17 protein-coding genes are annotated in these 18686 nt (G+C 62.6%); 12 read left to right on the top strand and 5 right to left on the bottom strand.

What is annotated here, in order from left to right:
• Window positions 1-379 precede the first annotated feature (379 nt).
• Entirely contained in the window at window positions 380-1513 is a 1134-nt protein-coding gene (gene odc2, locus BLT09_RS16775; protein ID WP_091594841.1) for an ornithine/lysine decarboxylase, read from the top strand.
• Between the two features lie 161 nt (window positions 1514-1674).
• Window positions 1675-2346, top strand: a complete 672-nt coding sequence (locus BLT09_RS16770; protein WP_091594838.1) for a GNAT family N-acetyltransferase — start codon at window positions 1675-1677, stop codon at window positions 2344-2346.
• A gap of 61 nt (window positions 2347-2407) precedes the next feature.
• On the opposite strand, the gene BLT09_RS16765 is transcribed toward BLT09_RS16770, so the two are convergent.
• Window positions 2408-2692 carry an SCP2 sterol-binding domain-containing protein gene (locus BLT09_RS16765; protein WP_091594836.1) on the bottom strand — a complete coding sequence of 95 codons (285 nt, stop codon included), beginning with the start codon at window positions 2690-2692 and terminating at the stop codon, window positions 2408-2410.
• A 472-nt stretch (window positions 2693-3164) separates the two neighbouring features.
• Between BLT09_RS16765 and BLT09_RS16760 the strand changes: the two genes are divergently transcribed.
• Window positions 3165-4277 (top strand): TauD/TfdA family dioxygenase, encoded by a 1113-nt coding sequence (locus tag BLT09_RS16760; protein WP_091594834.1) that lies wholly within the window; start codon window positions 3165-3167, stop codon window positions 4275-4277.
• A 271-nt stretch (window positions 4278-4548) separates the two neighbouring features.
• Window positions 4549-5970, top strand: a complete 1422-nt coding sequence (locus BLT09_RS16755) for a coiled-coil domain-containing protein (protein ID WP_091594832.1) — start codon at window positions 4549-4551, stop codon at window positions 5968-5970.
• Window positions 5971-6084: 114 nt separating this feature from the next.
• Here the strand turns inward: BLT09_RS16755 and BLT09_RS16750 are convergent, their stop codons facing one another.
• Together BLT09_RS16750 and BLT09_RS16745 are read right to left on the bottom strand one after the other, a co-directional pair.
• A complete protein-coding gene (locus BLT09_RS16750; protein WP_091594830.1) occupies window positions 6085-6951 on the bottom strand; it encodes an alpha/beta fold hydrolase in 867 nt (288 codons plus the stop codon).
• Complete coding sequence (locus BLT09_RS16745) at window positions 6948-7550, bottom strand: TetR/AcrR family transcriptional regulator (RefSeq protein ID WP_091594828.1); 603 nt, start codon at window positions 7548-7550, stop codon at window positions 6948-6950. Before BLT09_RS16745 ends, BLT09_RS16750 begins: the two co-directional genes overlap by 4 nt.
• A 107-nt stretch (window positions 7551-7657) precedes the next feature.
• Here BLT09_RS16745 and BLT09_RS16740 point away from each other — a divergent pair, with 107 nt between their 5' ends.
• Window positions 7658-8659: an NADP-dependent oxidoreductase gene (locus BLT09_RS16740; RefSeq protein WP_091594825.1), complete on the top strand. Its 1002-nt coding sequence runs from the start codon at window positions 7658-7660 to the stop codon at window positions 8657-8659.
• 73 nt (window positions 8660-8732) lie between these two features.
• Here BLT09_RS16740 and BLT09_RS16735 read toward each other — a convergent pair whose 3' ends face one another.
• Window positions 8733-10376 carry an MFS transporter gene (locus BLT09_RS16735; RefSeq protein ID WP_091594823.1) on the bottom strand — a complete coding sequence of 548 codons (1644 nt, stop codon included), beginning with the start codon at window positions 10374-10376 and terminating at the stop codon, window positions 8733-8735.
• Between the two features lie 283 nt (window positions 10377-10659).
• On the opposite strand from BLT09_RS16735, the gene BLT09_RS16730 reads away from it, so the two are divergent.
• The 3 genes from BLT09_RS16730 to BLT09_RS16720 all read left to right on the top strand — a co-directional run bounded on the left by BLT09_RS16730 (window position 10660) and on the right by BLT09_RS16720 (window position 12701).
• Window positions 10660-11004 (top strand): ArsR/SmtB family transcription factor, encoded by a 345-nt coding sequence (locus BLT09_RS16730; RefSeq protein WP_091594821.1) that lies wholly within the window; start codon window positions 10660-10662, stop codon window positions 11002-11004.
• Window positions 11001-11927 carry an SRPBCC family protein gene (locus BLT09_RS16725; protein WP_091594819.1) on the top strand — a complete coding sequence of 309 codons (927 nt, stop codon included), beginning with the start codon at window positions 11001-11003 and terminating at the stop codon, window positions 11925-11927. Before BLT09_RS16730 ends, BLT09_RS16725 begins: the two co-directional genes overlap by 4 nt.
• A 225-nt stretch (window positions 11928-12152) precedes the next feature.
• Window positions 12153-12701, top strand: a complete 549-nt coding sequence (locus tag BLT09_RS16720; protein ID WP_091594817.1) for a dihydrofolate reductase family protein — start codon at window positions 12153-12155, stop codon at window positions 12699-12701.
• 155 nt (window positions 12702-12856) lie between these two features.
• On the opposite strand, the gene BLT09_RS16715 is transcribed toward BLT09_RS16720, so the two are convergent.
• Entirely contained in the window at window positions 12857-13888 is a 1032-nt protein-coding gene (locus BLT09_RS16715) for a histone deacetylase family protein (protein WP_091594815.1), read from the bottom strand.
• Window positions 13889-14057: 169 nt separating this feature from the next.
• Here BLT09_RS16715 and BLT09_RS16710 point away from each other — a divergent pair, with 169 nt between their 5' ends.
• The 4 genes from BLT09_RS16710 to BLT09_RS16695 all read left to right on the top strand — a co-directional run bounded on the left by BLT09_RS16710 (window position 14058) and on the right by BLT09_RS16695 (window position 18661).
• A complete protein-coding gene (locus tag BLT09_RS16710; RefSeq protein WP_091594813.1) occupies window positions 14058-15725 on the top strand; it encodes an amidohydrolase in 1668 nt (555 codons plus the stop codon).
• Window positions 15726-15850: 125 nt separating this feature from the next.
• Window positions 15851-16945, top strand: coding sequence for an ABC transporter ATP-binding protein (locus BLT09_RS16705; protein ID WP_091594811.1), 1095 nt, complete (start codon window positions 15851-15853; stop codon window positions 16943-16945).
• Window positions 16945-17865, top strand: a complete 921-nt coding sequence (locus tag BLT09_RS16700; RefSeq protein ID WP_091594809.1) for an ABC transporter permease — start codon at window positions 16945-16947, stop codon at window positions 17863-17865. The genes BLT09_RS16705 and BLT09_RS16700 overlap by 1 nt, the downstream gene beginning before the upstream one ends.
• On the top strand, window positions 17858-18661 hold the full coding sequence (locus BLT09_RS16695; protein ID WP_091594807.1) for an ABC transporter permease: 804 nt from the start codon (window positions 17858-17860) through the stop codon (window positions 18659-18661). Before BLT09_RS16700 ends, BLT09_RS16695 begins: the two co-directional genes overlap by 8 nt.
• The last annotated feature ends 25 nt before the right edge of the window (window positions 18662-18686 follow it).

The raw sequence follows: 18686 nt of genomic DNA, 5'->3' as shown, positions 1-18686 counted from the left end.
ATCGGTAAGGTAACTGGAGCTAACCCCTCCAGTCGGTTTAGCGGCCAACCGCCAGACCGAGGACACCTTGAAGCAACGACGGTGCGGGCCTTTCTGGTGTTCTGCCGGTCGTCCAAAGACCGGGGTTACTGAAGAGGCACACCTTCATTGCCGGCAGTGCGGAACGGGTTCTCCCAATCCAAGCCAAGGCAGACAAAGCGAACCGAGGCCGGGCAAGGCCAAGGTTCACCGCCGCGAGACGGCGCTTCATGGTTCCGGGGTCTCCACCGGCTGGTTCCATGGATTGACGTCCCGCCTTTGTCCACCGCGTGTTCGCGAGGTCGATGACCCGTGTCCCGCAGCCTTTGTGCGCGCCGAAAGGCGCTATGGAGAGACCCCGATGGCTACCCAGCGCATCCTTGACTTCCTCGCCACCCGACGTCCGAACGGCCCTTGCCTCGTCGTCGATCTCGATGTCGTGCGCGACAATTTCCGCGCCTTCGAGAAGGCGCTTCCCGATTCGAAAATCTACTATGCGGTGAAAGCAAATCCGGCGCCGGAAATCCTGCGCCTGCTTGCTGCGATGGGCTCGTCCTTCGACACCGCTTCCGTTGCCGAAGTCGAGATGGCGATGGACGCCGGCGCGCCGGCGGACCGCATCTCCTTCGGCAACACCATCAAGAAGGAGCGCGACATCCAGCGCGCCTATCAACTCGGCATCCGGTTGTTCGCGGTGGACTGCGTCGAGGAGGTCGAGAAGATCGCCCGCGTTGCACCCGGCGCCCGTGTGTTCTGCCGCGTGCTGACCGACGGCGAAGGCGCCGAATGGCCGCTGTCGCGCAAGTTCGGCTGCGTGCCGGCGATGGCGGTCGACGTGCTGCGCCACGCGAGGGCGCTCGGGCTGGACGCCTATGGCGTGTCGTTCCATGTCGGCTCGCAGCAGACCGACCTGACCGCCTGGGACCGCGCGCTCGGCGACGCCAAAAAGGTGTTCGCTACGCTCGCTGACGAAGGCATTGTGCTCAAGATGGTCAATATGGGCGGCGGTTTCCCGACCCGTTACCTCAGGGACGTGCCGGTGGCGCAGGCCTATGGCCAGGCGATCTTCTCGGCGCTGCGCAAGCATTTCGGCAACGCGATTCCCGAGACCATCATCGAACCGGGCCGCGGCATGGTCGGCAATGCCGGCGTCATCAAGTCGGAAGTCGTGCTGATCTCGAAGAAGGCCGACAACGACAATGTGCGTTGGGTGTTCCTCGACATCGGCAAGTTCGGCGGTCTCGCCGAGACGATGGACGAGGCGATCCGCTACCCGATCGTCACCGCGCATGACGGCACCGAGACCGCGCCGTGCGTGCTCGCCGGCCCGACCTGCGATTCGGCCGACGTGATGTACGAGAAGACGCCGTATCCGCTGCCCCTGTCGCTGACCATCGGCGACGAGGTGCTGATCGAGGGCACCGGCGCCTACACGACGACCTATGCCTCGGTCGCCTTCAACGGCTTCGAGCCTCTCCGATCCTACGTGATCTGACGGCTCGCAAGAGCCGGTCAGATCATCCCGAGGTGGGCGCCTGTCGCCCGCCCGGGCTCGCCTGTGGAACAATCCGCTCGTGAAGGATCGCGGAAATGGAAATTGTGGATTTCATCGTTGATGGCGCTGTGAGCCGGCAAATCTCCCCCCTTGAGGGGGAGATGGCCGCAAAGCGGCCAGAGGGGGTCGCCTCAGCTGTCGCGACTTCTCTTGGACTGCGTGGCGCCGACGCTGCACGCGCGGCGCCCCCCTCTGTCGGCTTCGGCGACATCTCCGCCTCTTGGGGGGAGATTGCCAGCGCTTTCGTCATCACCGCCGAAACCGCTGCCGACGCCCCGGCGCGCGAAGCCTTGCTCGACCGCGCCATGGGGCCGAAGCGCCGGAGAAAATCGTCGGAAAAGCTGCGGCGCGGCCGCCGGCCTTCGGAAGGCCTGGCCTTTGTCGCACGCGACGCGTCGGGCGCTGTCACCGGCACCGTGCGGCTCTGGGATGTCGTGCTGGGCGAGGGCGGTCGGTCCGCCCTTCTGCTAGGCCCGCTCGCCGTCGATCCGACAATCAAGAATGCCGGCATCGGCTCGGCGCTGATGCGCCATGCAATCGCTGAAGCCGCGCGCCTCGGCCATGCGGCGATCCTGCTGGTCGGCGATGCGCCCTATTACGAGCGCTTCGGGTTCTCGGCCGATAAAACCGGCTCGCTGGCCATGCCGGGACCTTATGAGCGGCACCGCCTGCTGGCGTTGGAGCTGGTGGAAGGCGTGCTCGCCGGCGCGCAGGGCACGCTGAAGGCGGCCGGGCGCAAGCTGAAGGCACAGCGGCTGTCGCTCGCTGCCTGACGATCGGGAACAAGCCGCTGCCATCGGGCGGCGGCTTGTTTCCATTCAGGATTGGAGTGGATCAGCCGATCAACTGGCTCAGCGCCATGGCGACGCTCATGTCGCCTTCGACCTTTATCTTGCCGGACATGAACGCCATCGTCGGGTTGAGATCGCCTGATATCAGCGATTCCAGATCGTCGAGCGAAAGCTTTATCGTGCAGTCGGCCGGCGCATCGGTGGTCGAGACGGCAGCGCCGTCGATGACGATGACACCGTCGTCACCTGTATCGAATTTTACGGAACGATCGAACCCGGCACTCGCCACGCGCGCGCTGATCTTGTCGGCAATTTCCTGAACGCCCATGGCCGTTCTCCTCGTCTCGTTGCGTTTGTCGCACCCATTGCACTTCCTGGGGGCACTTCGGTCTGGGGGCACGTCGGTCCGGCCGAAGTCGCCATCTTGCGCATTTCGCGATCAAGGTCGCCGGCGCATATAGCTTCGGGTTGACGTATACGTCAACGCGGTTCCCGATATGATGATGGTTTTATCGCCGCAGTGAAGCTGGGTTGTCGGCGAGGGCAGCCCAGAGGGGGATGCCGGTCCCATTGCATTTAGCTGGACACCGCCGGCAAATGACCGCTACCATCGCTGTGTGCACCAGATTTCAGCTGGAGCCAGGTTTCACCTGGAGATCGAGTGCTCGAAGAACCGAACAGAAATCCCGGATCCCATCGTTATGGGAAGCCGAGCTTGTGGTGGCCACCACCTCTGGGTTGATGGCTTGCGGGCCCGATCCAATCTGAAGATTTAATTTCGTGTTCAGAGAGACACAATCATGAATACCATGCTTTCCGTGGAAGCCCGGGAGACCGAGCTTGCCGTGACGTTCTCGTCAGGCGAAACAGTCTGCTATCCCTGGCTTTGGCTAAAGGATAATGCGCCATCGGCGTTTCACCCACAGACCCAAGAACGAATATTCGACCTGACCAGCGTTGACGCCTCGCTCAGACCCCTCAACGTCCAGGACAGACGCGGCGCTGTGAGAATTGTCTGGCCGAACGGCCTGGCTGAGGAGGAAATCCCGGGCCATTTCTTTGAATCCTACCGCCCAGGCAGAAAGCGGGACGATCCGGCCGAGATCGCTCCGAAACTCTGGGACGGCTCGATCGATCTTGAAACCATACCGCGCTACTCTGCCGGGGGCCTTTTTCAAAGCGATGCCGATCTGCTTGCCTGGCTGAGGGCGACGGCTGCATACGGGCTCTCCATCGTCGAGGGGCTTGGCGATGATCCCGACGCCGGGCGGCGTGCGGCCGAGCGGGTAGGTTTCCTGCGCCAGACAAATTTCGGCACTATGTTCGAAGTCGTGTCGATGCCGAACCCGAACAACTTGGCCTACACCCCTGTCGCCTTGCCGTTACACACCGATCTCGCGAACCAGGAGGTGCCGCCCGGCTATCAATTCCTGCATTGTATCGCGAATGAAGCTGAGGGCGGTGGATCGGTCTTTGCCGACGGGTTTGCGGTTGTGGCCGCATTACAGGCGGAAGATCCGGAAGCATACCGTCTCTTGTGCGAGGTCGATATCCCCTATCGTTTTCACGACGAAAACTACGATCTGCGCGGTCGGTTTCCTGTGATCGTAACTCGACGCAATGGAGACGTGACAGAGTTGCGGTTCAACGCCCATCTTGTCGATGTCATCGACCTTCCCTCCGAGATATGCACCCCCTTCTATGCGGCTTATCGCAAGCTGATGATGATGATCCGCAGCTCGCGTTTTCAAATAGCCTACCGCCTCAAGGCCGGCGAAATGGCGGTCTTCGATAATCGCCGGGTGCTTCACGGCCGCCAATCGTTCAACCCAAATACGGGGCTGAGACATCTGCGGGGATGCTATGTCGATCGGGGTGAGTTTCAGAGCCGCATTCGCGTCCTCTCCCGATAGCGGCACGACGATGATCGCTGACGTACGGTCAGTTGCTGTCGGTGCAAGGCCTCCGGCGGACGTTCCGACGGGGGTTGTTTGCCCGAAAGCCGGCGGCAATCAGGGCAGTTACAAGGTTTGCATCATTCAAACAGACGAGGACAGTGGCCAAGCCTGTCCCTAGCGTGGGCTCGCCTCATGCGCCACCGCGCGATCAGGGGGAAGGGGTAACCCGTGTCCGGGAGGCGAGGATCGAGACCCCAGATGGCGTTACAGTAGGGGATGTTCAGTCATGAAAATCAGAAGTCTGATCAAGCGTGCCGAGACGGTGGACAGGGCATTCAAGGAACTCGAAGCCGATTTGGCGGATGCGTTCGATGAGTGTCTCAACCTGGACGACCAATCGCCGTTGGACAACGTTCCGGATGAGAATCTCGCGGCAAGGAATGACAACTCTCAGCCCGAGGACGATGCCGACGCTCCCGAGATCGCACGGCGGCTGACCTCCCACACACAAACCCGCCTGGCTGCGCTAGATGCCGTTGAGGGGCTGTTTGACGATGCGCGCGAGTATCTGGAGGAGATCAACACGAAAATGTCGGAGATCGCGACCTCGCATCACCTGACAGGCGAATTCCTGAAGCTGCTTCACGGGGACATTCTTCGCGCCAACGAACTGGAACTGGCAAATGGCAGCCTGACCACGCAGCAAAGAGTGCTATCGGAGCAGTTCCACGATGCGACCAGAAAGCAGCGCGAGCGCGAAAGCGCCGTCGAGGCCCTGCAGCAGCGCGAGATAAGCCTGGTCGAGGACAAGGAGGCACTTCGCGGTGCGCTGGCTGCGGCAAGGCTGGAACTCGTCGTGGCAGGCAATGCGAGCGCAGAGCGCGAAGCGGAGTTCGGCGACCTCGTCAAAACGCTTTCGGCCAGAACGGCCGAGGCCAACCGATGCGCGCGCGAGAACGAGATATTGCGGGAAAAGCATGTCAGCCTGTCGATCGACTTCGACAAGGCGCTGAAGCGGGAAGCTGAGGCGCGGCACCGGCTGGACGAGCTCTCGACGATTCATGCCAGTGACGCGGCGCGACTTTCGGAACTGCTGTCTGCGCTCGGCAAGAGCGAACAAGAGGAGATGCGGCTGCAGAAATCGCTCGATATCGCGCAAGCGAAGCTGTCGGAAATGACGGAAGCGGCCCGTATCATGGAAGGTGACAGGGAAGCCGAGCGTGCGCGTAGTTTCGCTGAGATCGGCGGCCTGCGTTCTGAAATTCGCAACCTCCAATCACGATTTGAAGTCGCCTCGAACGAGAACAATCAAGCCGCGAGCGAGATCGCCAATCTCAAGGCTCAATGGAGCGACGCTGTCGCCGAAAAGCAAATTGCGGAGGAAAGGTTGTCCGTCCTCAGGAAGGAGAACGAAAACGACAAGATGCACCTCTCGACCGTGAGCGCGAATTTTTCGCAGCTTTCCCTGCAGCAGGCATCCGAACAGATACAGCTCGATGTTCAGAGGCAGGAATGCGAGGATCTGCGAGCCGAAGTCGCGGTGCTCGACGCCCGGGTCAAGGAACTGTTGCCCTATGAGCGTCTCCACAAGGTCACAAACGCCAAACTGCATGAGAACGGCGTGGTCGAGATCACCGGTGTCGTGGCGGAGAAGTCCCGCGCCACAAGCAGGCGGCGCGTCCGTACGAGCCTGCGCGCCGCATCCTGAGCCGCGGCGTCGACACGTCGCAGTGTTGTTTGCCTTACGGCGGTATTGCCCGTCAGGTTAGCGCATGGATCGAAAGATCATTTGCTCACCAAAGGACGCACCGGCATGGCCTGATCAGGCATCGAGGAAGTCCAGGGCCTTGTCCACGAAGGCGCTGTGATACTGGAAAATGGCCGTATGCCCGCCGTCCTCGTACAGGACCAGCTCGGCATTGGGAAAGCGCCGTGCCAGGTCGAGGGAATTGCTGGTGGGCACCATTCTGTCGTGATCGCCGTTCACCACGAGGACCGGGTGCCGGATACGCGATAGGTCGGCAGGGCGCTCCTGGCCAAAGGCACGGACCGCCTTGAGCTGCTGGCTGAAAGCGCCGAGCGCGATGGGCTTGTCGCGGTCATTGGTCCGTTCCTTCAGGCGCTGCAGAAACGCGCGCGCCGCCTTCTTGCCGTTCGGGCTTTGGGTAAAGAAGAGGTAGTTCTTTGGGTCCTTGATGGTCAGCGCGGCGCGGATCATGTCGAAGATGGTGACTGATGTCACCCTGTCGATGCCGGTACCACCGGCTGGGCCGGTTCCCGCGAGGATGATCTTGCGAACCAGATCAGGCTCGAGCTGAACAATCGCCTGGGCGATGAAGCCGCCAAGAGAGAGGCCGAGCAGGTCGACCTGCTCGAAGCCGAGCGCCCGGACGAAGGCGATCGCGTCGCGGGCCATCGCCTCCACCGTGTTGGGAGTGGACCCGCCTGATGCGCCAACGCCACGGTTATCGAAGGTGATAACTCGCCGTTTTGCGGCAATGCCATCGACGACCCGAGGGTCCCAATTGTCGAGAACTGCACTCAGATGGGTAAGGAAGATCACCGGTACCCCGGTTGTGGGCCCGAGCTCGCGGTAGGCGAATTTCGTGCCGCCGACGTCGACCGTTTTTGTCGGCACGTCCTCGTGCTTGACGATCGCGGCAGGTCGCGACAGCTGATGCACGTTCATGATGGTTTCCTTTCTTCCGGCTTGTCGTTGTCGCGGGGCTGGAGCAGCGCCTTCGCCGCTGCCGCGCCAGCCGCAAGGATGCGATCGGACAGTTCGGTCCCGTTCACCGCGCGCGATAGCTCAAGCGTGCCGATCAGGGTCGCGAAGACGCCGAACGCGACATCTTCGGGGTCGCGGGCGTCGGGTGTCAGTTCGGCCGCCACCGGGCGTACGAGCTTGAGCAGGTGCTCGGCGTAAACCTGGCGCGTCTCGACCGGCTCACGCGCAATTTCGGGCAACAGCGCGGCTGAAGCGCAACCGTGGCCTGGATTGTCTCGGTGTTCCGCCGACAGATACGCGTCGATGGCCATTGGCAGGCCACCGGCAGCCACCGCCTCCTGAATCTGGGTCGCCTGAACCTCCAGGGCCGCCGCCACGCTCTCACGCACGAGCGCCGCCTTGGATGGAAAATGCGGATAGAACGCGCCGTTGGTCAGTCCCGCCTCGCCCATGATGCCGGCGATACCTGATGCAGCGATGCCGTCGGAGCGAAACCGTTCGGTCGCCACATCCATGATCCGCTGCCGCGATGCGTCCTTCCTGCCCTTCTCGTAGCGCATGTTGCTTCTCCTTCGGTCAGCTATTGCATTATGAGCATAATATCAGTAAATTGGCGTAATGCAATAGGGGCGCGTCACACCGGGTCCCTCAATTTGGGAAAGCTGCCATGAAGGCCTTCATCATCGATCGATACGCAAAGGACGCTCCCCTGCGGCTCGGAGACGTTCCAGAGCCGGAAGCAGGGGAGAATGACGTGCTGGTGCAGATCCATGCCGCCAGCGTCAATCTGCTGGACTCCAAGATCAGGGACGGAGAATTCAAGCTCATCCTGCCCTACCGCCGGCCCTTTGTTGCAGGCCATGACGTGGCCGGAACGGTCATTCGCGTCGGCTCGAAAGTCCGACAGTTCAGACCAGGCGACGAGGTCTATGCGCGAGCGCGCGACGGTCGGATCGGAGCGTTCGCCGAGTACATCGCCATTAATGATGCGGACGTGGCCCTGAAGCCAAAGAACCTCAGCATGGAAGAGGCTGCGTCCATTCCCCTGGTGGGGCTGACCGCCTGGCAGGCGCTGGTTGAAAGAGCGAAGCTGAAGAAAGGACAGAAGGTCTTCATCCAGGCCGGCTCCGGCGGAGTGGGAACATTCGCCATTCAATTGGCAAAGCACCTTGGCGCGACGGTCGCCACGACAACAAGCGCGTCGAACACGGATATGGTCAGGAAGCTGGGCGCCGATGTCATTGTCGACTACAAGAAGGATGACTTCGAGAAAGTCCTTTCGGGCTACGATGTCGTCCTGAATAGCCAGGACAACAAGACCCTCGAAAAGTCCCTGCGTGTGTTGAAGCCAGGTGGCGTCGCCGTTTCGATCTCCGGTCCGCCCGATCCTGGGTTTGCCAGGGAGAAGGGGCTGAACTGGGTGCTAAACCTGGTCATGCGCGTTTTGAGCGCAGGCATCAGGCGGCGGGCGAAACGCGCAGATGTCCGATATTCGTTCCTGTTCATGACGGCCAATGGCGGGCAGTTGACAAAAATCACGTCGCTCATCGAAACGGGCGTCATCCGCCCGGTCGTAGATCGTGTCTTTCCGCTTGAGCAGACAAACGAGGCATTGGCATACATTGAACAGGGCCGGGCCAAGGGCAAGGTTGTCATCAAGCTCAAATAGCTTCGCAATGCTTCAGGCAACCACGTCCGCCTCTGGGCGCAACTTAAGGTTGTGGGCGTTTGCGCGACATGCATTAATGCTCGATTGGTCCTTTCGGCATGACGATGGCGGTGCCGGCGGTTGTCGGACGCTCGATCATGCGGCGGACGCGCGGCGGCTCGTCACCGCTGTGCAGCGCCCGCACGCGCTCGCCGACAACGGCGTCGGCATGGGTGGCCCGCTTGTTGTGGCGGATGTATTCGAGCCATGTCGGCGTGTGATAGTGCTCGATCCATACTGCCGGATTTTCGAGATCGCGGGCCAGCGTCCAGTTGCGGGCGCCGTCACGGCGGCGGATGCGGCCGCGTTCGGCCATGGTGGCCAGGAATTCCGGCACGTCCTCCTCGCGGATGATGTACTCGATCATGATGGCGATCGGCCCGCTGCGCAGTTTCAGGTCGAGTGCAAGATGCGGCTCCTTGAAACGGTTCAGCGGATCGAGGTTGAGCACCGCCTGCTGCGGCAAAGGCAGCAACAGGCCGATCGCGCCGCCCGCCAGCATCGTGACGGCGGCCGCGGTCAGCGCGAACTCGGCGCCTTGCGCATCGGCGACGACACCCCAGATCCAGCTGCCGAGCGCGATGCCGCCGAAGGTCGCCGTCTGATAGACCGAGAGCACCCGGCCGACCACCCAGCGCGGCGTCGACATCTGCACGGTGACGTTGAAATGCGCCAGCGCGACCACCCAGCAGGCGCCGCCGATGAGCAGTCCGAGCGACGTTTGCCAGGCCTGATCGCTGACGGCGGCATTGAAGGCGCAGAGCGCAAAGCCGGCGAATGCCATGCGCACCATCGTCTCGCTCGACAGGATCTGCCTCAGCCGGACGCTGATCAGCGCGCCGCCGACGGCGCCGATGCCGAAAGCACCGAGCATGATGCCGTAGGTCAAGGCATCGCCCTTGACGACGTCGCGCGCCACCAGCGGCAGCAGCGCCAGAACCGCGCCGGCGCTGAAGCCGAAGGCCGCACCCCTGACCAGCACCTTGCCGATATTGGGCGACATGGCGACATAACGGAGGCCAGCACCCATCGCCGCGCCCAGCGTCTCGCGCGGCAGTGTCGAGGCCGGCAGGTCGGGCTTCCAGCGGGCCAGCACGATGATCAGCCCGACATAGCTCAATGCGTTGGCGGCAAAGGCCGCTGCGGTACCTGCGGCGGCGACGATAATGCCGCCGATCGCCGGGCCGACGCTGCGCGTCAGGTTGAAGCCCAGCGAGTTGAGCGCGACGGCAGCCGGCAGCTTGGCGCGCGGCACCATGTCGCCGACAGAAGCCTGCCATGACGGGTTGTAGAGCGCCGTGCCGCTGTTGATCAGGAAGGCGAAGGCGAGCAGCGTCCACGGCGTCATCAAGCCAAGATAGGTGAACACGGTCAGCAGAACCGAGACGACCAGCATGAAGATCTGGGCAATCAGCATGACCTTGCGCCGGTTGAAGCTGTCGGCGATGGCCCCGGCGACGAGCGCAAACAGCATGATCGGCAAGGTGGTCGAAGCCTGGACCAGCGCAACCTGGTAGGACGAGGTGGCGATCGTGGTCATCATCCAGGCGGCGCCGACGCCCTGGATCAAGCCACCGAAATTCGAAACAAGGCTGGCGGACCACACGGCGCGGAAAATGCCGTGCCGGAACGGCGCCAGCGCCGAGACGCGTTCGCTGTCCGGCTCGTCGTCGATCATGGATGCTTCCCCGACTTCAAATGCTGCGTTCTTCCAGAATCGGTGCCTCATGCCGTCCCCTAGAAGTAGAGCATGACTTCGCAAAGGGCGAACGCCTTTTCAAAGAAGATCATGGTCCAACAAAGAGATAACGGTGGCTGGGACAGGTCAGCGGCCATTCTGCAGGCCGCGTTAAACGCTTCGGCCGCCTGCTCCAGGAACTCGGCGCGTTGGGCAAAAAATACTTAGCGACTTGACGAAGTTTTCGCTTGCGCCATCGGCAAATTGGGCGATAGTTAGCGATATGGCTAAGCATGATCCTGATCTCTCGCTGCTCTTCCATGCGCTCGCTGATCCGACCCGCCGGTCGATCCTGAGCCGGCTCGCCGAAACACCTGCGCGGGTGACGGATCTGGCTGGGCCGACGGGACTGCGGCTGCCCACGGTGATGCGGCACCTTTCCGTGCTGGAGGAGGCAGGGTTGATCACCACGTCCAAGGACGGGCGGATACGCACCTGCGCCATCGTACCCGAGGCTCTGGATCCAGCGCGAACATGGCTCGATGAACAGCGGGCCATCTGGGAAGCCCGGCTCGACCGGTTGGACGCATTTGTGATGAATGTGATGAAGAAGGAGCGCGCAGAATGACACAGAACCTCGCTACAAACAGTGCGACTCGTGCGGTGCCCGATGATAGGAAGGGCCGTTTTGTGACGCTGACCTTCGAAAGGGACGTGGCCGCGCCATTGGCCGTGCTGTGGGAGGCTTGGACGGCCCCAGCCGCGCGGGCGATCTGGGCTGCGCCATCGCCCTCGGTCACCGTGGAGTTTTTGGAGGCCGACACCAGGGTGGGTGGTCGCGAGATCTCGCTCTGCAAGGCAGAGGGCCAGCCGGACATCCGCTGCGAGTGCGGCTGGCTGGTGTTGCAGCCAGCGCTGTGCAGTGTGAGCTACGAGGTGGTCTCGTGCGAAGGCGTGACGCAATCAGCAGCGCTGGTGACGGCAGATCTCTCAGGCACGCACGAGCGCAGCCGGCTGGTCGTGACGGTGCAACTTTCCTCGCTGGCGCAGGACATGGAAGCAGGCTACCGGGCGGGCTTCGGTGCCGGCCTGGACAACCTCGCGGGCGCGGCCGAACGAACCATGGTGCTGCAGCGGGTGATTCAGGCGCCGCGGTCCATCGTCTGGGGCGCGTGGATGAACCCTGAAACGCTGCCGCAATGGTGGGGGCCGGAAGGCTTCTCCTGTCGAACGAAGAGGATCGACTTGCGAGCGGGCGGCGAGTGGGTATTCGACATGATCGCGTCTGACGGCACGGTTTTCCCGAACCACCATCTCTATAACGAGGTCCGGCCCGAGGAGAGGATCGGCTATACGCTGCATTGGGGCGAGAACGGGCCGAAACATGCCGACGCCTGGGCCTCGTTCGAGGATCAGGACGGGGCAACGAAGGTAACGCTGGGCATGGTATTCAGCACGGCTGCCGAGTTCCAGGAGGCGAAGGGCTTCGGTGCCGTGGAACTGGGACTGCAAACTTTGGGCAAACTGGAGCGCTTCGTCGCATCCCGCTGAAATGCTGCGACTTCCCGTCGGTCCGAATCAGGGCTTGCGGACGAGTTCTCCATGTCGCGCCTGTCCTCATCGGCGACGGCATCCGCCGCTTCAGTCAGAACGGCATGGTGCCGATCAGGCTGGAGAAGACCGAGCTCTCGGAAGCGGGGCAGATCACCAACATGCGCTTCCGCTTCACGGGATAGGCCGAGAATTCACAAAGGGATACACGAAGAGGAGGGTTCTATGAGAAAGCTGATCATATGGGACATGGTGAGTGTCGACGGCTTCTTCGAAGGTCCGGACAGGGACATCAGCTGGTTCGTCTTTGAAGAAGAACTCGAGAACTACATTCGTGAGACCCAGGAAAAGGCCGACACGCTGATCTTCGGCCGGGTGACCTACGAGCTCATGGCAGCCTATTGGCCGTCCGAGCAAGGCTGGATCGCGGATTTCATGAACAAGATCGAGAAGTTGGTCTTCTCGCGCACGCTGAAAAGCGCCGACTGGAACAACACGAAGCTCTTCAACGGCAATGTCGCGGAAGAAATCTCCAAGCTGAAGACCAGGGACGGCGGAGACATCTTCGTGTTCGGCAGCGCCGACCTCACGGCGACCCTGATGGAGCATGGCCTGATCGACGAGTTTCACCTCGGGATCAACCCCGTCATTCTCGGGAGAGGCACGCCGCTCTTCAAGGGCGGCCCGAAGCGGATACCCCTGAAGCATCTCGAGACGAGGACGCTCAAGTCAGGTGTTGTCATCCTCCATTACGCGCCGGAGAGCAGACAATGACGATCGATCCGCTGTTTCCCGTCAACCAGGCTTGTCGAATTGGGAGGGCCCGGGGAAGTGGCGCGCTCCAGACGATCGGCGGCCAAGTGGCGTAGCTGCCATCACCGCTGCGCTCTCGGGTCGAACGCCCGGGGCAGCCCTTTGGGCGACATGCATTACCGATCCTCGAATCCGGTCAGCACGCCGACCGCGTTGATGCCGATTTCCTCGACGGCATAGCCGCCTTCCATGACGAACAGCGTCGGCAGGCCGAGCTTGGCGATGCGACGGCCAATCCTGGGATAGTCGGCGCTTTTCAACTTGAACCTGCTGATCGGGTCCTTCTCGAACGTGTCGACGCCGAGCGAAACGACGACGATCTCGGGGGCGTAAGCCGCAAGTTTTGCGCAGGCGTCCTCCAGCGAAACATTCCAGGCGTCCCATGTGGTGCCGAACGGCATGGGGTAGTTGACATTGAAGCCTTCGCCGGGCCCGGCGCCGCGCTCGTCGGCGTGGCCAAGGAAGAACGGATATTCGGTCATCGGGTCGCCATGCAGGTTCAGCACCTGCACGTCGCCGCGGCTGTAAAATATCTCCTGCGTGCCGTTGCCGTGATGGTAGTCGACATCGAGGATCGAGACGCGCCTGGCGCCCTGGTCGCGGAACCACTGCGCGACGACAGCGGCGTTGTTGATGTAGCAGTAGCCGCCCATGAACGCAGCGCCGGCATGATGGCCGGGCGGGCGGCAGAGCGCGAAGGCTGATATCTCGCCGCCCTTGACCAGAGCGGCTGCGGTCAGCGCCACATCGTAGGACGACTTGATCGCCTCCCATGTGCCTTTGACGAAGCTGGCGCCGCCGTCGAAGGAGTAAAAGCCAAGCAGCGCATCGATGGTTTGCGGGCGCACATCGCCGCGCAAGCCGCGCGTCGGCCAGGTGAAGGGGATGGCCGAGCCCGTCCGGCCCGACGCTTCCCAGAGCGGCCATGCGGTCGGCAGGAAATCGATGTAGTCGCTGCTATGCACCTGCTTGGCGGCAGCGAGGTCGTGCGTGTGGGGCGGCAGCACCGGGCCGAGCTTTTCGCTCTCCACCCTCGCCTTGATGAACTCGGCGCGCGAGGGTTTCTCGAAGGCCGGCACGATGGCGCCCGAAATGAGCTCGAAATTGCCGGCATGACCGGCGTGAAGAGGGGAGAAAACAGTCTTCATTTTGGCGGCCGGCTCGCTCTTCGGGTTGCGTATCCGTCATTGACGAATTGCTTTGTGGCAGAGAGTTTCAGCCCCGCCAAGAGGCTTTCCCGGATCGTTGTTGCGAGTGGCAGCGGCGGCTTGCCAGACGCCAATACTCTGCTAGCCTTAGCTCAAACGGGGGAAAATTATGCCGCCATCGGCCGATCTGATCGTCGAGAACGCCAGCATATTGACGATGGATCCCGATACTCCCCGCGCCGAAGCCATAGCGATCAAGGGCGGCGAAATCATTGCGATCGCAGATCGCGCGACCGTGCTGGAGCACAAGGGATCCGGCACGCGCGTCATAGACGCCGAGCGCGGTTCCGTCGTTCCCGGCTTCATCGAAGCGCATATGCATCTTTTCGGCGGCGCGGCCGAACTCGATCATCTCCAACTGATGGGCGTCCACGGTTTCGATGCGCTTTGCGATGCTGTGCGCAACTATGCCGCAAAGCGGACGGATCTATCCGTCCTGCAGGCGCAAGGCGCCGACTATACCATCCTGTCGGCGACGGAACGGGTCAGCCGCCATCACCTCGACCGCATCCTTCCGGACAGGCCCTTCGTCATGGCGGCGCCCGACCACCACACAATGTGGGCGAACACCAAGGCACTGGAATTGGCCGGCCTGCTTGGAGGCAAGCGGCTTGGTCCCGGCAACGAGATCGTCATGGGCGACGACGGGTTGGCCGGTGGCGAATTGCGCGAGGGCGAGGCCTTTGGGCCGCTGATCGCGCTGGCCGGCGAGGAGCGTGTGCGGCTCGGCCTGGCCACCGGCGGCGAGCCGGACCCGAAGCCGACGCCGGCGGAGCAGGCCTCCGACCGGGCGATCATGCGCCGCGGGCTGGAATGGTGCGCCAGGCACGGCATCACCTCGATCCAGAACATGGACGGCAATTTGCACCAGCTCGAACTCCTGTCCGAGATCGAGGCCGAGGGCGACTTGCTGTGCCGGGTGCAGGTGCCGTTCCACTACAAGAACTTCATGACGCTCGACATGCTCGACAAAGCCTCTGATATGGCTGAGCGATACGCGGGCGAATGGCTGTCGTCCGGCATGGTCAAGATGTTTTACGACGGCGTGCTGGAAGGCTGGACCGCGGTGATGGTCGACGACTATGCCGACCGGCCGGGCTGGCGCGGTGAGCCGCTGTTTACGCCGGAGCATCTCGCCGAGGTGGCGGTGGAGGCCGACCGGCGCGGGCTGCAGGTCGCCGTGCATTCGATCGGCGACGGCGCGGTGCGCGCGGTCCTCGATGGTTATGAGGCGGCGCGGCGGAAGAACGGCAGGCGCGACAGCCGGCACCGCGTCGAGCATATCGAGGTGGTCACTGCCGCCGACATACCGCGCTTCGCAGAGCTTGGCGTCATCGCCTCGATGCAGCCGCCGCACCCGCCCGGCGCCATGGACTTCCCGCTGGAGCCGACGCTTTCGCGCATCGGCCGCGAAAGATGGCCGCTGAGCTATGCCTGGCGGACGCTGAAGCAGGCGGGCGCGCATGTCGTCTTCGCTTCCGACTGGCCGGTGTCGCCGATCGATCCGATCCTGGGCATTCAGGCGGCGGTGCTGCGCAAACCTTGGGCAGAGGGCGATCCCGACCAGAGATTTTCGCTGCATGAATCACTAGCGGGCTACACGGTGGAAGGCGCCTATGCCGAGTTCATGGAGCACCGCAAGGGCCGCCTGAAGCCAGGCTTTATGGCCGATCTGGTGGTGCTCTCAGGCGACATCGAGGCGACCGCGCCGGAAGCGCTGCATACGGTGCGGCCGGTGACGACGATCTGCGGCGGCAAGATCACCTACCAGGCCTGACGGTGGCATGGGAATTGCGTTCTGGATCGACATTCAGATGTGTGCTTGCCAAGCCATGCGCCGTGTGCTGACAATCGAGTGGGAACTGGATCCGCCAGAAGAGCGGACGCAAGAATGGGGTAATCGTGCCGGAACAACCGGGTAGAAGTGCAATTGAAGTTCGTGGCGTCCGCAAGGTCTTCGGTAGCGGGGAGTCACAGGTCGCCGCCCTCGACACGGTTTCGGTGTCGATCCGCGAAAATGAATTCTTCACGCTGCTTGGTCCGTCCGGCTGCGGGAAGACGACGCTGCTGCGGCTGATCGCCGGCTTCGATTTCCCCAGCGCCGGCGAGATCCTGCTGCATGGCCAGGACATCGCGCCGCTGCCGCCGTTCAAGCGGCCGGTCAATACCGTGTTCCAGAACTATGCGCTGTTCCCGCATATGACGGTGGCCGAGAATATCGGCTTCGGCCTCGAAATGCTCGGCAAGCCCAAGGCCGAAGTGAAGGCGCGGGTCGCCGAGATGCTGAAGCTGGTCAAGATGGAGGCGCTGAGCAACCGCCGCACCAGCCAGATTTCCGGCGGCCAGCAGCAGCGCGTGGCGCTGGCGCGGGCACTGGCGCCGCAGCCGAAAGTGCTGCTGCTCGACGAGCCGCTGTCGGCGCTCGACTTCAAGCTGCGCAAGGAGATGCAGATCGAGCTGAAGCGGCTGCAGCACGAGACCGGCATCACCTTCATCTTCGTCACTCACGACCAGGAAGAAGCGCTGACCATGTCGGACCGCATCGCGGTGATGTCGGCGGGCAAGATCCTGCAGGTCGGCACGCCCTGGGATATCTATGACAAGCCGGCCGAGCGTTTCGTCGCCGACTTTATCGGCGAAACCAATTTCCTGACGGCGGCCATATCAGGAATGGGCAACGGCAAGGCACGCGCAACGCTCAAATCCGGCGCGACCATCGACGCCACCGTGGCTGAAGGCTTCCAGCCGAAGGACAATGCAACCGTGGTGGTCAGGCCCGAACATGCCAAGCTGACCAGCGGCAAGGGCGACCTGTCGGGCACGGTCGAAAACATCGTCTATTTCGGCACCGACACCCACATCCATGTTCGCCTGGACAGCAGCGAGAGCTTCACCGTGCGCCAGCAGAACACGCGCAGCGCCGGCTGCGGTTTCGAGCGGGGCGACAAGGTCGGCATCTCGATCGGCAACGACGCCGCGCAAGTGCTGAGGGACTGATGGCGAGCGCGGAACAAGTCGCTGAGGAGGCCGAGCGCCGAGAGATCCGCGATCGCTGGCTGCTGTCGGCGCCGGCGCTGATCATCATCTTTCTCGCCGCGAGCGGACCGCTGCTGATCGTCGTGATCTATTCCTTCCTGACGCCGGGGCCCTATGGCGACGTGGTGTGGAAATTTTCTACCGACGGCTGGCTGTCGGTGTTGATGCAGCGTGACATCTTCGACGACACTCTGGCCTTCGCCGATGCGCATTTGTCGATCTTCTGGCGTTCGATAAGCCTGTCGTTCTACACCACCGTGCTGACGTTGTTCTTCGGCTTCCCCACAGCCTATTTCATCGCCACGCGACCGCCGAAGACGCGCGAGGTCTGGGTTTTCCTCGTCACCATTCCGTTCTGGACGAATCTCCTGATCCGCACCTTCGCCATGCAGCAGGTGATCCGCAACGAAGGGCTGGTCAACACGGCGCTGATGGCGCTCGGCATCATCAAGCAACCGCTGCAGATCATGAATACCGACGCCGCCATCTTGTTCGGCATGATCTATATCTACCTGCCTCTGATGGTGCTGCCGATCTACGCCTCGATGGAGAAGCTCGACTTCCGGCTGGTCGAGGCCGGATATGACCTCTACGCCGGTCGCTGGCAGGTTCTGCGCCGCATCATCTTCCCATTGATCAAGCCCGGCGTCATAGCCGGCTCGATACTGGTCTTCATTCCCTCGCTTGGCGCCTATGTCATTCCGCGGGTGCTGGGCGGCGGCAAGAACATGATGCTCGGCAACCTGATCGAACTGCAGTTCGGCGCGGGCCGTAACTGGCCGCTTGGCGCGGCCATCTCAATTACGCTCATGGTGCTGGTGATGATCGCGCTCCTGTTCTACGTGCGCAACGCATCCGGGTCGCAGGGCGCCCATGGCTAAGCGTCCGTTCGACATCCAGGCGCAACCCGGCTTCGGGTTCATGGCGCTTCTGACCTTCTTCGCGCTCTATCTGCCGATCGCGGCGCTCGTCACCTATTCGTTCAACACGGCGGATTCGCTTTCGCGCTGGGACGGCGTCTCACTGCGCTGGTTTATTTCGGCCTGGCACAATTCGGCCGTGCAGGACGCCTCCGTCCGCTCGCTCGTGCTGGCGGTCTCGGCCGCCGCGCTGTCGACGATCGCCGCCACCATGGCTGCGCTGGCCACGACCCGCACGCGGCCCTATCCCGGCCTTACCTTCAAATACGCCTTCATCAACCAGCCGCTGATGGTGCCGGAGATAGTCACCGGCGTCGCGCTCCTGATCGTGTTCTCGCGCATCAAGGTCTGGACCGGTTACTCAGGACTCGGTTACCTGATCGCCGCGCACACCGCCTTCTGCATCCCGTTCGCTTACCTGCCGATCCGGGCGCGGCTGGAGAGCATGGACCTGACGCTGGAGCGCGCAGCCGCTGACCTATACGCCACGCCCTGGAAAGCCTTCCGTTTCGTGACGCTGCCGCTCTTGAGGCCGGCCATCATCGCGGGCTTCATGCTCGCCTTCGTCATTTCGCTCGACGATGTGGTCATCACCGAATTCGTCAAGTCCGGCGGCCAGGATACGCTGCCCACCTACATGCTCGGCCAGTTGCGGCGCGAAACGAGCCCGGAAATCAATGCGATCGCCACGGTATTCCTGGCGCTGTCGGTGGTGCTCGTAACCGCGTTCTACTTCGTCAACCGGCGCAAGCCGTGACCAACGATTGCCAAAACGGGAGAAT

Source organism: Mesorhizobium muleiense, from assembly GCF_900099905.1.
Taxonomy (GTDB): domain Bacteria; phylum Pseudomonadota; class Alphaproteobacteria; order Rhizobiales; family Rhizobiaceae; genus Mesorhizobium; species Mesorhizobium muleiense.
This window is presented reverse-complemented; position numbering and strand designations above follow the sequence as displayed.

Bases quoted from the DNA above. Each gene is read 5' to 3' on its own strand.
- BLT09_RS16735 (WP_091594823.1), bottom strand. From the start codon at position 10,376: ATGATCGACGACGAGCCGGACAGCGAACGCGTCTCGGCGCTGGCGCCG.
- BLT09_RS16755 (WP_091594832.1), top strand. From the start codon at position 4,549: ATGAAAATCAGAAGTCTGATCAAGCGTGCCGAGACGGTGGACAGGGCA.
- BLT09_RS16770 (WP_091594838.1), top strand. From the start codon at position 1,675: ATGGCCGCAAAGCGGCCAGAGGGGGTCGCCTCAGCTGTCGCGACTTCT.
- BLT09_RS16750 (WP_091594830.1), bottom strand. From the start codon at position 6,951: ATGAACGTGCATCAGCTGTCGCGACCTGCCGCGATCGTCAAGCACGAG.
- BLT09_RS16760 (WP_091594834.1), top strand. From the start codon at position 3,165: ATGAATACCATGCTTTCCGTGGAAGCCCGGGAGACCGAGCTTGCCGTG.
- BLT09_RS16740 (WP_091594825.1), top strand. From the start codon at position 7,658: ATGAAGGCCTTCATCATCGATCGATACGCAAAGGACGCTCCCCTGCGG.
- BLT09_RS16695 (WP_091594807.1), top strand. From the start codon at position 17,858: ATGGCTAAGCGTCCGTTCGACATCCAGGCGCAACCCGGCTTCGGGTTC.
- odc2 (WP_091594841.1), top strand. From the start codon at position 380: ATGGCTACCCAGCGCATCCTTGACTTCCTCGCCACCCGACGTCCGAAC.
- BLT09_RS16730 (WP_091594821.1), top strand. From the start codon at position 10,660: ATGGCTAAGCATGATCCTGATCTCTCGCTGCTCTTCCATGCGCTCGCT.
- BLT09_RS16745 (WP_091594828.1), bottom strand. From the start codon at position 7,550: ATGCGCTACGAGAAGGGCAGGAAGGACGCATCGCGGCAGCGGATCATG.
- BLT09_RS16710 (WP_091594813.1), top strand. From the start codon at position 14,058: ATGCCGCCATCGGCCGATCTGATCGTCGAGAACGCCAGCATATTGACG.
- BLT09_RS16700 (WP_091594809.1), top strand. From the start codon at position 16,945: ATGGCGAGCGCGGAACAAGTCGCTGAGGAGGCCGAGCGCCGAGAGATC.
- BLT09_RS16715 (WP_091594815.1), bottom strand. From the start codon at position 13,888: ATGAAGACTGTTTTCTCCCCTCTTCACGCCGGTCATGCCGGCAATTTC.
- BLT09_RS16765 (WP_091594836.1), bottom strand. From the start codon at position 2,692: ATGGGCGTTCAGGAAATTGCCGACAAGATCAGCGCGCGCGTGGCGAGT.
- BLT09_RS16720 (WP_091594817.1), top strand. From the start codon at position 12,153: ATGAGAAAGCTGATCATATGGGACATGGTGAGTGTCGACGGCTTCTTC.
- BLT09_RS16725 (WP_091594819.1), top strand. From the start codon at position 11,001: ATGACACAGAACCTCGCTACAAACAGTGCGACTCGTGCGGTGCCCGAT.